This is a genomic window from Halocynthiibacter namhaensis, assembly GCF_000812685.1.
Taxonomy (GTDB): domain Bacteria; phylum Pseudomonadota; class Alphaproteobacteria; order Rhodobacterales; family Rhodobacteraceae; genus Halocynthiibacter; species Halocynthiibacter namhaensis.
This window is the reverse complement of the sequence record NZ_JWIF01000004.1, coordinates 16,812-29,592: the sequence shown is the minus strand read 5'-3', so window position 1 is coordinate 29,592 and position 12,781 is coordinate 16,812. Positions and strand designations below refer to the sequence as shown.

At 54.2% G+C, this 12,781-nt stretch carries 11 protein-coding genes; 3 read left to right on the top strand and 8 right to left on the bottom strand.

What is annotated here, in order from left to right; all coding sequences use genetic code 11:
- Positions 1 to 16 precede the first annotated feature (16 nt).
- The 3 genes from RJ38_RS00615 to RJ38_RS00605 form a co-directional block, all read right to left on the bottom strand.
- On the bottom strand, positions 17 to 1,606 hold the full coding sequence (locus tag RJ38_RS00615; protein WP_039016982.1) for a peptidoglycan -binding protein: 1,590 nt from the start codon (positions 1,604 to 1,606) through the stop codon (positions 17 to 19).
- Between the two features lie 2 nt (positions 1,607 to 1,608).
- Complete coding sequence (locus RJ38_RS00610) at positions 1,609 to 2,823, bottom strand: hypothetical protein (RefSeq protein ID WP_039017004.1); 1,215 nt, start codon at positions 2,821 to 2,823, stop codon at positions 1,609 to 1,611.
- Between the two features lie 108 nt (positions 2,824 to 2,931).
- Positions 2,932 to 3,486 (bottom strand): gamma-glutamylcyclotransferase, encoded by a 555-nt coding sequence (locus tag RJ38_RS00605; protein ID WP_039017003.1) that lies wholly within the window; start codon positions 3,484 to 3,486, stop codon positions 2,932 to 2,934.
- 103 nt (positions 3,487 to 3,589) lie between these two features.
- Here RJ38_RS00605 and RJ38_RS00600 point away from each other — a divergent pair, with 103 nt between their 5' ends.
- Positions 3,590 to 4,570 (top strand): DUF2125 domain-containing protein, encoded by a 981-nt coding sequence (locus tag RJ38_RS00600; RefSeq protein WP_039016981.1) that lies wholly within the window; start codon positions 3,590 to 3,592, stop codon positions 4,568 to 4,570.
- A gap of 18 nt (positions 4,571 to 4,588) precedes the next feature.
- Here RJ38_RS00600 and RJ38_RS19150 read toward each other — a convergent pair whose 3' ends face one another.
- The 5 genes from RJ38_RS19150 to rpsD all read right to left on the bottom strand — a co-directional run bounded on the left by RJ38_RS19150 (position 4,589) and on the right by rpsD (position 9,382).
- Positions 4,589 to 5,581, bottom strand: coding sequence for an extensin-like domain-containing protein (locus tag RJ38_RS19150; protein ID WP_238321612.1), 993 nt, complete (start codon positions 5,579 to 5,581; stop codon positions 4,589 to 4,591).
- Positions 5,581 to 6,516, bottom strand: a complete 936-nt coding sequence (locus tag RJ38_RS00590) for a prephenate/arogenate dehydrogenase family protein (RefSeq protein WP_039016980.1) — start codon at positions 6,514 to 6,516, stop codon at positions 5,581 to 5,583. The genes RJ38_RS19150 and RJ38_RS00590 overlap by 1 nt, the downstream gene beginning before the upstream one ends.
- Positions 6,513 to 7,631 (bottom strand): histidinol-phosphate transaminase, encoded by a 1,119-nt coding sequence (gene hisC / locus RJ38_RS00585; protein ID WP_039016979.1) that lies wholly within the window; start codon positions 7,629 to 7,631, stop codon positions 6,513 to 6,515. The genes RJ38_RS00590 and hisC overlap by 4 nt, the downstream gene beginning before the upstream one ends.
- Before the next feature lie 153 nt (positions 7,632 to 7,784).
- On the bottom strand, positions 7,785 to 8,654 hold the full coding sequence (locus RJ38_RS00580; RefSeq protein ID WP_082005580.1) for an alpha/beta fold hydrolase: 870 nt from the start codon (positions 8,652 to 8,654) through the stop codon (positions 7,785 to 7,787).
- Between the two features lie 107 nt (positions 8,655 to 8,761).
- Complete coding sequence (gene rpsD / locus RJ38_RS00575; RefSeq protein ID WP_039016977.1) at positions 8,762 to 9,382, bottom strand: 30S ribosomal protein S4; 621 nt, start codon at positions 9,380 to 9,382, stop codon at positions 8,762 to 8,764.
- A gap of 341 nt (positions 9,383 to 9,723) precedes the next feature.
- On the opposite strand from rpsD, the gene RJ38_RS00570 reads away from it, so the two are divergent.
- Together RJ38_RS00570 and RJ38_RS00565 are read left to right on the top strand one after the other, a co-directional pair.
- Positions 9,724 to 12,018, top strand: coding sequence for a bifunctional salicylyl-CoA 5-hydroxylase/oxidoreductase (locus RJ38_RS00570; protein WP_039016976.1), 2,295 nt, complete (start codon positions 9,724 to 9,726; stop codon positions 12,016 to 12,018).
- A complete protein-coding gene (locus tag RJ38_RS00565) occupies positions 12,018 to 12,779 on the top strand; it encodes an SDR family NAD(P)-dependent oxidoreductase (RefSeq protein WP_039016975.1) in 762 nt (253 codons plus the stop codon). Before RJ38_RS00570 ends, RJ38_RS00565 begins: the two co-directional genes overlap by 1 nt.
- The last annotated feature ends 2 nt before the right edge of the window (positions 12,780 to 12,781 follow it).

Genomic DNA, 12,781 nt, shown 5'->3' with positions numbered 1-12,781 from the left:
CCTAGATAGCGGGTGCCTATTTCTCAGTAAATTTCAGTTCAATCCGGCGATTCTGCGCACGGGCTTCTGATGAATTTTCGGGATTGATGGGATGGTGTTCCCCAAACCCAGCAGCGATCAGGCGCTGCGCAGGAATGCCCAGATCCTCAATCATGTAACGAACGACTGATAACGCACGCCCTTGGGAGAGCTCCCAATTGTCACGATAGCGGCCACCGCTTGATTGGGGCACATCATCCGTGTGGCCATCAACACGAATGACCCAGTCGATCTCGGGCGGAATATCCCCCGCGACCTCGGATAAGATGGCGGCAATCTTGGCGACCTCACCTTGTCCAGCCGTCAGCAGATCAACCGATCCACTGCGAAACAGAACTTCTGAGCTAAACACAAAGCGGTCCCCCACGATGCGAACACCTTCTTGATTTCCCAAAACATCGCGCAGCTTACCGAAGAACTCCGAACGATATTGTGCCAAGTCGGCATTTTCACCCTCAAGACGACGGCGCTCGGCTTCTTCCAGTTCACGTCGCCGCCGTTCTTCTGATGCAACTTGGGCAAGTGCAGAGTTCAACTGCGACCCAAGCGCTTCAAGTTGCACATTCGCGGCGGAGTCACGTGCGGCCGCTTCGTCCAAGAGGTTTTGCAAGGCACCCAGTTGACCGCGCAATTCGGCAACCTGCCTGTTCAGCAGTTCAAACGCGCGCTGGCTTTCCGCTGATGCCGCTTGTGCACCGCGCAATTCTTCCTGCGCCTGCGCCAGTAAAATTGCATCACGTTCCGCATCAGATAAAGCGCCGGCAGCCGCTTCCTGTGCAAGTCGTGCGGCCGCAAGCAAGGTCAGCGTGTCTTCGGCCTCTTGGCGTTCTGCTTCCAACGCCAAAGTCATCGCAGTCAGTTCTGTATCCGCATTCTGAAGACGTTCGCGCAGGGCTTCGGCGGCAATGCTTTCCGCAAGGCGCGCGGTTTCGGCATCGCTAAGTTCAGCCTCTGCAACATTCGCGCGTTCCTGTAACTCTGCCGTCATCGCCTCTAGCGCTTCGCGTTGTGCAGCGGCAAGACGCGCGGCTTCGGCTGCCGCATCCGTTTCTTCACGCGCCTGCGCAAGCGCAAGTCGCGCAGCTTCACTTTCGGAAAACAGCCGATCTTGCCTGCGCTGTAAATCGTCCAAACGCGCCACCAAAGCATCACTGTTGGCCAGAGCTGCATTGCGCTCCCTCAACAAAGACGCGACCTGCGCTTCGAACCCGGTGATCCGATTCCTAGCGGCTGTTAAGGCGGCTTCTTGGCTGGTATTTTGCCCACGCAAACTGGCGATCAAGGCCTGCTGTTGACGCCCTTGCGCCTCAGCCTGTGACAGGTTCTCGGACAATTCACGGGCACGGTTTTCTTCCAAACCAAGCGCATCCGCCAATTCCATCACCTGACTGGTCAATTGATCAAGTTCTTTGTCTTGCCCAGTGATCGTTTCGCGCAAAACAAATTGCACGATCATAAAAATCGTCAGTACAAACATCAAAACCAGCAGCAATGCCGTCATCGCATCGACGAACCCCGGCCAGATCGAAGCTTGAAATTTCTGTCCTGTGCGTCGCGAAAGCGCCATGGTTACGTCTCAGATCTGCGTTGTGCATTGACCCGTGACATCGGGGCGGCAAGTGCCTGAAGCCCTTCTGCAACCTGTGCAAGTTCAGCTTTCAGATCCGCAATGCTTTCCTGACGTCCAGCGGACATCTCTTCGAGGATCCGTAAAAGCTGGACATCAATGGACCGCAAGCGCATACGGTTTTCAGCGTCGGCGTGCTGGCCACTGGTCTCGCTTTGATCGCTGACATGTTGCAACAAGCGTTCCTGCCCTTCAGCAATCCGGGTCAACAAAACGTTCTGCGCTTGGGCGTCATTGGGCGCTTTGCCATGTGACATCACATCCACGAGGGCGCCGATTTTCTCTTCCAACATCGCGCGAGACACATCAGCCTTTGTATAGATCTCTTGCACATTTTCCATTTGCACGGCCATGCGTTCAAGCGCGAAGGCCAGATGATTGCTATCACCCCCGCCTTCGCCGTCACCTGACGCAAATCCCAGCCGTGTAATTGTTGAAAGCCACTCTTCTAAGTTGCCGTAAAATCGGTTCTGACCATGGCCTGCGAACAGTTCAAGCAGCCCCACAACAAGCGACCCAGCAAGCCCCAACAGAGACGATGCAAAAGCCGTGCCCATACCGCCAAGCTGTTCTTCAAGGCCGCTCATCAGGCGGGTAAAAACATCAACGCCAAGGGCCTCTTCCCCTTCTGCTGGGGCAAGTGAGCTGATCGTATCGACCAAGGCCGGGATCGTTGTCGCCAGACCGTAAAATGTCCCCAGCAATCCAAGAAAGATCAAAAGGTTAACAATATAACGGGTGATATCACGAGCTTCATCAATACGTGTCGCGACCGAATCTTGGATAGAACTGGCCGATGCCGAGTTGATTTGCATCGTAACGCCTTGACCGCTGCGACCACGCAGCAAAGTCGCCAAAGGCACCAAAAGCTTTGGCGCTTGCGTTGTGTTCCCATCGGGATCCGCCGCAAATCCTTCGATCCAACGCACTGCATAGAACAGTTGGATGACCTGCCAAAAACATGCAAGGACACCTATTATAAAGACAAATACGATGAATCCATTCAACCATGGGTTGGCTAAAAACACCGGACCAATGCGCGGAAAGGCAACATACAGACCGAAACCCACAAGTCCGATCACCGCAAGCATTGTTAAAATTTGACTCACCGGATGTGAGAAGCTCGGCCTTGCCTCGTACTGCTGTGTATCCGCCATTGCGGCCTCATCCTGACTTTGTTGTTCTTTGACCACAGGATAAGCGATCAGGCCCCTTTGGCCAGTTAAATTTCAAGGGGACTGAAAATCGTTACAAAGCGCGAGGCCTTACTGACCCGCTGTTAACACCTTTACACGGTCCGCAAGCCAAGACAAATCCGCGTCCCGCAAACCGGTTTCTTCCAAATGGGCTGCGGTGTTCCATAGATATTCTGTGTTTGGCCCGCGTCCACCAACCGCCGTGGCCATGATCTGCGCCTGTTCTTCAAGCGCCAAACCACCACAGTATTGGTCATGCACAGTGTCGATAACATAGGCAACGGCGTCAAGCGGCCCTTCCGCAGTTTTCAGCTGTTGAATGGTCTCAAGATAGGCTGACGAGACCAATTCCCGTTCGCGCAGTTCCGCCAACGTTTTTTCAGCGTGTTCCGGGGCCACGTAAAAGGCAACGCCATCACAATAGGCCCCCTCTTGACGATCCAGCGCCAACACCAATCCGGGTTGTTCTTCGGTGCCACGATGATGGATCGAACGCATGCAAAAAGACCGATGCCAACCCGTTAGACGCGCTTGTTTTTGCGTCGCGACCGGAAACCCAGGGTTCCACAAAAGCGATCCATAGCCGAACACCCAAAACCCACCGGAAATATCAATATCAACCATTTCACGCCCATTTCTAGCGGCCAACCACGCGTAATACTTCACAGCTGGCCCTTTTTCATTCTGCCCTGTAAACACTAGGAAACGCCAAAGGGGAAGAGCAACCATGCGCGGGCTGATTATCTTTATACTGTTTATCTTCATCGGCTGGGCCGGATATTGGATTGTGGGGTCTACCACCCTGGAAAACCAACTGAAGACCGCAATTGACGAGGCACAGGATCAAGGCATTGATCTGCGATATTCCGAGTTTGGCGTTCAAGGTTTTCCGAACCGTTTTGACACGGTGATGCGCGACCTCGACCTAAAGATCCCAAGTCAAAACATCGAATGGACCGCCCCGCTGTTCGTCACCGCAGCCCTTAGCTACAAACCTTGGCACCTCATCGCGACCTGGCCACAGGAACAATCCCTGCGCGTTGGCGATTTTCAAGCTGATATTCTGACCAGCGAAATGCAGGCCAGCGTCGTGTTTAAACCAAATACCAGCCTGCCGCTTGACCGCAGCCAACTGGTGGCGAAGGATCTGCGTATAAACGGCCTTGGTGCCGAGCAACTGCTAGCAGTGGCAGAGACTTTTGTTGCCACACGGGTCAACCCAAGCATCCCAAATGCACATAATCTGTTGGTTGATCTAAAACAGGTGCAGCCACCGCGCGAGTTAATGGCACATTTCAATCCTGATCAGGCCCTTCCCCCACGTTTGTCCGCGATCACCAGTGACGCAACACTTGAATTTTCCGCGCCTTTAGATCGTGAAAACTTGCCCGAACTTCTGGCGATTGGAATCAAAAGCGCGGCGCTTCAATGGGGCAATATTACGCTTCAACTTGAAGGCCGCTTAGAGCCCGGAGTTGCAGGTCAAGCCACTGGGCAACTGGTTCTCACCGCGCGCAGCTGGAAGCAAGCTTTTCAAGTTCTCGTAGATGCGGGCATCGCACAACCAGGCTGGGAAGGGCTTTTGGCGGCGCTTACATTGGCGGACGGGAACCCCGACACCTTGACCGCGCCGCTGGTCTTCCAAGACGGCCAAATCTGGTTTGGACCATTTCCAATTGGCCGGTCTCCCGTGATCTTTCCCAAATAACCACCAATCCAGATGCAATCAGCGGCAATAAGACCCGCTGCGATGTCGGGCAACATCAAAATGGAAGTGATCTTGATGATAGCGATCAGCTTCTGGCCCCAAAACCGTGCCAAAAGGACCGCATGCAGAACGGTGCATTTGACGCAGAAGTTCACGTTGCGGGCTGGTGCGCCAACCGGTCAAAACAGTAATATCGGCACCATTTTTTAGATTGATCGCAGCGATATCCAGAGCATTGCCCTTGCCATGTTCGCTTACCTTCGCGCCAGCGCGATTGTTGCGCGTGCGGCAGGAATAACTGGCAATCACGCGGATGCTTGCAACCCCCCCGCCAAGACGGCCAACTGCCGGCCGAACACCGTCGTTTATCCAAGTTTTCAAAGCACGCGCAGTGTCACAATTGATGGTCGCGGCTTGGGTAAGGGCCACCCCATCCACCTCAGTGATGCGAACAGGATTAGATACGCCGCACCCACGCATCGTGCCAGCAATTGCAGAAACCTCTTCACCCCGAATAGAGCGATCACCGCAGACAGAACCACTACGCGGCTGATTACTGCGCTGACGTTCAGCCCGTCGCTCATCGCGCTCGCGTTGGCGTCGTTGTGCCCGCGTCTCACTTGCCGGGGCTGTCGCGGCACTCGCGGTTGTAGACGCTTGCGCTACGCGCCGTTGCGCAAGTCCTTGTGGGCGCAGGGTCGGAATCACCGAACGCTGCACACCCGGAACTGTCGCAGGCAACAAAATCACCCCAGAGGCCACTGCCGTTGCCCCGGATGCAACAACCTGCCCTGCCTGTGGACGCAATGTTGGGCGCGTTGTTGGGTTATAGAATACTGGAACCGTTACCACGCGTGGTACATTGGCTGCCGCCCCAAGGGATGCCGCCCCAATAGATTCCGGGCGCAATTGCGGGATTACAGAACGTTCTGGTGCGTTGGCCATCACATGCTGCATCGACAACAGTAAAGCCAAGGGGGTAACCTTTGACAGGTATTTCAACATGTTCATCAATCTCCAGCAGGTGTCGCCGGCTTGGCCCCACGGCCAAAATCAGGTGCATCCGTGTCTTGACCCGCCTCAATAATTCCACGACGTATGGCGCGGGTGCGGGTAAAATAATCGTGCAGATGCTCGCCATCTCCGGTGCGGATCGCCCGTTGCAGCGCAAAAAGTTCCTCAGTGAAACGTCCCAAAATTTCAAGAGTTGCTTCCTTGTTGTTCAGAAAGACATCGCGCCACATGGTCGGATCAGAGGCCGCAATCCGGGTGAAATCGCGAAAGCCCGCCGCAGAATATTTGATGACTTCGCTGTCAGTCACACGCCGGAGATCATCTGCAACCCCGACCATCGTATAGGCAATCAAATGCGGTGCGTGGCTGGTGACACCCAACACAAGGTCGTGGTGTTCGGCGTCCATCTGTTCGACATTGGCCCCCAAGCCTTCCCAAAATCGGGTCAGGCGGGCAATTTCATCCGGGTTGTCGCAACAATCCGAAATCAACAAACACCAGCGATTGTCGTAAAGTTCTGCAAATCCGGCATCAGGACCGGAATGTTCTGTCCCGGCCAGCGGGTGCCCAGGAATGAAACATGCTGTGTCGGGTAAATGTGGCATGACATCGCGAATAACAGCGGCTTTGACCGAGCCAACATCGGTAACCACAACACCTGCCTTCAGATGGGGGGCGATCTCTGAAGCAACAACACCCATTGCACCAACTGGCACACAAAGCACAACCAAATCTGCGTCCTTCACGGCCTCAGCCATCGTATCACAGATCACGTCACACAGACCAATTTCGCGCGCGCGATCACGGGTGGTTTCAGAACGCGCATAGCCGGTGACTTCGCCTGCCAGTCCAGCACGCTTCATCCCCCAAAACATGGAAGACGCAATCAGGCCAAGACCGATTAATGCAACACGATCATAAATTTGGCTCATGCAGACACATCCGCTTTCACTGTGGGATCCGATGCATCCCCTTCTTTGAAAAGGCCAATCACATGGGCGACGCGCCGACATGATCCTTCATCACCAATAGTGATCCGCAAACAGTTCGGCAGATTATACCCGCCGACTTTGCGCACGATCAGACCCTCTTTGCGCAATTCAGCGTCGCAGGCGTTCGCCTCAGCTTCGCTTGCGAAACGCGCCAAAATGAAATTGGCACAAGATGTGTCAGACAACACCCCATGTTCAGCCAATGCCTCAGCCAACCAAGCCCGCAGGCGTGCATTTTCAGACCGACATTTCGTGATGTGATCTTGATCTCGCAGTGCGGCTTCAGCCGTTTCCAATTGCACACGACTGAGGTTAAAGGGCGGGCGGATCTTCATCAATGTATCGATGACAGGTTTAGGGGCATAACCCCAACCGACGCGCAAACCACCCAGACCATAAAGTTTGGAAAACGTCCGCGTCATCACCACGTTATCCCGACTTTCCACAAGTCCGGCACCACCATCAAAATGCTCAACATAGTCGGCATATGCTCCGTCCAATACCAACAGGCATTGATCCGGCAAACCAGCCGCAAGACGCGAGATCTCGTTGCCACCAATCATCGTGCCAGTGGGGTTATTCGGATTCGCAATGAAGACCAATTTCGTACGCTCGTTACATGCCTCGAGGATCGCCTCGACATCGGTCAGGCGCTCTCGTTCGCGCACCTCAATCGGCGTTCCGCCTGCGGCTAGGGTGGAAATGCGATACATTGCAAAACCGTGTTCTGTGTGGATGACTTCGTCGCCCTCACCAACATAGGCTTGGCACAGCAGAGAAATGATCTCATCTGAGCCATTGCCACAGATGATTCCTTCTTCCTCAAGGCCGACTTGCGCGGCTAAGGCACGTGTCAAAGTCTTATGATCCGACGGAGGGTAGCGATGTAGTTCGAACCCAGCTTTGCGCCACGCCTCGGTCGCGTTTTCTGAAGGCCCATAAGGGTTTTCATTTGATGAAAGCTTGATCACATCACGGACGCCAGCAACTTTTGCCTCGCCGCCCTTGTAAGGTGCGATGTTCTTCACACTTTCTTTTGGCCGGATGTTTGTCATCGGGAAAGCCCATCCTTGCTTGCACATTTGGCCGCCGTTTTAACCGCTGGACGAATACAAGACCATCGCCAAATGCGTCACAGTCCGGTTGTTCACGAAAAAGGGCGCCGCAACGCCCTGATTGTATTTATTTTGACACATCAAAAGTCAGGGTCAGAGCCCATCCATCCAAATTCGCAATTCTACGAAAAATGCATCTTCCTGCTCGATAAACGGATAATGCGCGGAGTCATGATAGATCGATGAGGTCGCATTCGGCACAAGTTCAGCGATACGCAAAGCGCCTTCCGCTGGCGGCGTGATACCATCGGCAGCCCCGGCAACAGCCCAAACCGGCACCTCAAGGTTTGGCAAAGCCTCAAGCATGTTGAATGTGGCAAGCATTCGACCCGCCGCATTCCAAGCTTCATAGGAATAGGTCGTGTTGGCATCTAGAACATCGCCCAGCTCAGAGTCGTAGTTCTTGAAATACATCTGGATCACCTGCCCCCAAGTCGCCCGAAATGTTTCATTGTCTGGCATTGGCCCGGAAAACAATGCACCAAGGGCGGCCATTTGCTGATCTGTACCGGCAAGCTGCGGGTGGTAATCCAGCGCCGGCGCCGTGTCGATCAAAGCCAAGCCCTTTAAGTGATCCTGGTGTTGCGCCGCATAGGCTTGGGCAATAAATCCGCCATAGGAATGACCAATCATCACCACACCATCAAGCCCCAGATGTTCGCGCAGCGCATCCGCATCAGACACCAAGCGATCCATGGTCAGTTCCGCAAAATCTTCGGGATGATCCGATTTTCCGTTTCCAAGGTGGTCGTAATACACAACAGTGTGTGCGTCAGAAAGCTGATCAAAATATGGGCGCAGATAGGTGTGATCCAATCCCAGCCCACCATGCAATACCATCACTGCAGGCCCTTCACCTATGACCGTGTATGACAAATTACTGCCGTTTATTTCGGCGACCTCGGCTTGCGCCGCCCCCATGAACATACTGATTATCCCTACACACACTGACAACTTCTTCATGACATCCTCCCTGATGTTTATTCAGGGTGCCATGACGCCAGTGTTCAAGCAAATAAAAAAGGCCGCCTGAAAGGCGACCTTTAAAATCCTCAGTGGTTCGGCGAAAATTAGTTTTTCGCGTAGAATTCCACAACCAAGTTTGGTTCCATCATCACTGGGTATGGCACATCGCCAAGACCAGGAGTGCGAACAAAAGTTGAAGTCAATTTCGCGTGGTCAGCTTCGATGTAATCAGGAACATCGCGCTCAGCCAATTGTGTTGCTTCAAGAATAACTGCGATCTGACGTGATTTCTCACGAACAGCGATCACGTCGCCTTCTTTAACACGGTAAGAAGGAATGTTCACTTTCTTGCCGTTCACAGTCACGTGGCCGTGGTTTACGAATTGACGTGCAGCAAAAACAGTTGCAACGAATTTCGCGCGGTAAACAACAGCGTCAAGACGGCGTTCGAGCAGACCAATGAGGTTTTCACCTGTATCGCCTTTAACACGCTCAGCTTCGCCATAAATGCGACGGAACTGTTTCTCAGTCAGGTCGCCGTAGTAACCTTTAAGCTTTTGCTTTGCGCGCAGCTGGATACCGAAATCGGAAAGTTTGCCTTTACGGCGCTGACCGTGCTGGCCGGGGCCATATTCACGACGATTTACGGGAGACTTAGGACGGCCCCAGATGTTTTCGCCCATGCGACGGTCTAATTTGTATTTGGCAGCAGTACGTTTAGTCACGGCTGTTCTCCTTCTATGCCCGCTGATCACCCGATGGCGATTGCGCTGCGGTTTGTTGAAGGGCGTTGTCCTTCTCCCGGAAAACCGGGTGACAGGCATCCCCTTGCGAGGGCCACCAACACCAAGAATCCCCGAAACAGATTCGGCCCGGGAACAGAGGGCTTTTAGGCCCCGTAACACAAGCTGTCAACGTGATTTGCCGCCTTATCACACATAGAAATCACAATCGCGTCGCTTGAATATTTGCACCTTAAATATTTTATACTTGAAATAAATTTCACCTGTGGCACAGTTCAACACAGGACAGGCGCTAGGACACCTGCCCGACTGGGAGGGAAAATATGAAAATCGCATGTCTGGGCGGAGGTCCTGCGGGGCTTTACTTTGCTATCTCTATGAAACTACGCCAACCTGAGACGCAGGTCACCGTGATCGAGCGCAACAAAGCCGATGACACATTCGGATGGGGTGTTGTTCTGTCCGATGACGCGATGGGAAACCTTTCGGAAAACGACCCTATTTCAGCGCAAATGATCCGCGACAGCTTTTCGTGGTGGGATGACATTGCAGTTGTGCATGACGGCGTGCGCACCGTTTCCGGCGGGCATGGCTTCGCCGGGGTTGGCCGGATGCGGATGCTTTTGATTCTGCAAAATCGCGCCCGTGATTTGGGTGTGAACCTGATGTTTGAGACCGAAGCGAAACCTGTGCAAGACTACCAGGCCGAATATGACGTTGTGGTTGGTTGTGACGGTCTTGGTTCCAAAGTGCGCGAAGCCCACGCGGAACATTTCAAACCCGAAATTGATGTGCGCGAATGCAAATTCATCTGGCTGGGCACCCATCAGAAATTCGACGACGCCTTTACCTTTATATTCGAGAAAACCAAACATGGATGGGTCTGGGTGCACGCTTATCAATTCGACGATGAGACCGCGACAGTCATCGTAGAATGCCAGCAGGAAACCTGGGACAAATTCGGCTTTGAAGCCATGTCCAAAGAACAGATCATCGAGAAATGTGAAGAGATCTTCAAAGATCACCTAGACGGACATAAGCTGATGTCCAACGCCGATCACCTGCGCGGATCAGCCGTTTGGATGAATTTCCCGCGTGTGCTTTGCGAAAAATGGCATCATGAGAATGTCGTGTTGCTGGGCGATGCCTCTGCCACGGCGCATTTCTCAATCGGATCCGGGTCTCGTTTGGCGTTTGATTCTGCTATTGCCTTGGCAGAGTTCATTCACACCGAAGACACGCTTGAGGGCGCTTTCACCCGCTACCAAAGCGAGCGTCGCCTTGATGTGCTGCGCCTGCAATCCGCTGCGCGCAATTCGCTTGAATGGTTTGAACAAGTGGAACGCTACCTTGATCTGGACCCTGTGCAGTTCAATTATTCCCTACTGACACGTAGCCAACGCATCAGTCATGAAAACCTGCGCGAACGCGACGCGGACTGGTTGGAAAGTGCCGAGAAGTGGTTTCAGACACAGGCAGGCGGGCCAGAAACCTCCGTGCGCGCCCCGATGTTTGCACCCTATAAATTGCGCGGCATGGATCTGAAAAACCGCATCGTTGTCTCACCCATGGCACAATATAAGGCTGTGGATGGCACACCGGCCGATTGGCATTTGATCCACTATGGTGAGCGCGCCAAAGGCGGTGCTGCGCTGATCTACACTGAGATGACATGTGTCTCTAACACAGGCAGAATCACGCCAGGTTGCCCAGGTCTCTACGCGCCAGAACATGAAACGGGCTGGAAACGCCTGACGGATTTCGTGCACGCGGAAACCGACGCCAAGATCTGCTGTCAGATCGGCCATTCCGGGCGCAAAGGATCAACCCGCATCGGCTGGGAGGGCATGGATCAGCCGCTGGAAAGTGGGAACTGGGATCTAATTTCGGCCTCGCCCATTGCTTGGACTGCGAATAACGCCACCCCGCGAGAGATCACCCGAGCCGAAATGGATGAAGTCCGCGATCAGTTCGTCGCCGCCACCGAGATGGCCCAGCGTGCGGGATTCGACATGATCGAGCTGCATGCCGCACATGGATATCTGATCAGTTCCTTCATTTCGCCGGTGTCAAACCAACGCACAGATGGCTATGGCGGCAGCTTGGAAAACCGCATGCGTTACCCGCTTGAAGTGTTCCAAGCCATGCGCGCTGTTTGGCCTGAAGGCAAACCCATGTCCGTGCGTATTTCTGCGAATGACTGGGTGGGGGATGCGGGTGTCACCCCACGCGACGCCGTCGACATCGCGGATATTTTCCACACCGCAGGTGCGGACATCATTGACGTATCCGCGGGCCAAACCACCGTGGATGCCAAGCCCGTCTATGGCCGCATGTTCCAAACACCGTTCTCAGATCGCATCCGCAATGACACAGGCATTGCGACCATGGCCGTGGGTAATATTTTCGAGGCTGATCACGCCAATTCCATCCTGATGGCCGGGCGCGCGGATTTGGTGGCTATTGGCCGTCCACATCTGGCTGATCCCTATTGGACCCTGCACAATGGTGCTGAAATCGGGGATCGTTCGGCGACCTGGCCCCTCCCCTATGACGCAGGCCGTGAACAGGCTTGGCGGCTGGCGGATCGCAACGCTGAAATGTTGGGAAAAGTATAATGGCTGACCTCAACGGAAAACATGCGGTGGTGACTGGCGGCGGCACAGGTGTCGGTGCAGCAATCGCTGAAACCCTTGCCCATGCGGGTGCGCGGGTGACCGTGATGGGGCGGTCAGAAGCCCCCCTAAAACAGGTCGCCAAACAACATAAAGCCATTGGCTATGTGACATGCGATGTGACCGACCCGGCATCCGTGAACGCCGCCTTTCGTGATGCGCGTGGCGTGAATGGCGCGGTTGATATCATCATTGCCAATGCCGGTGCTGCCGAAAGCAAGCCGTTTAAGAAAACCACCGCCGATGAATTTCAGGCCATGTTGGACGTAAACCTGACCGGCGTGTTCAACTGTTTCCAAGCCAGCCTGGCGGATATGGAAAACGCGGGCGAAGGGCGGATGATCTCAATCGCGTCAACAGCTGGCTTAAAAGGCTATCCTTATGTCGCAGGCTATGTCGCGGCAAAACACGGCGTGGTCGGGCTAACCCGGGCACTGGCGTTAGAGCTTGCAAAAACCGGCGTCACCGTGAATGCAATTTGCCCAGGTTTCATTGAAACACCGATGTTGGAGCGATCCGTCACCAACATCATGGAGAAAACCGGGATGGATCGCGACAAGGCCGAAAAAGCCCTGCGCGCGCCCAACCCGCAAGACCGTTTCGTCACGCCCCAGGAAATCGCGGATCTGGTGCTTTGGCTGTGTTCTGACAGTGCACGCGGCGTGAATGGTGCGGCACTGCCTGTCTCTGGCGGTGAAATATGAAG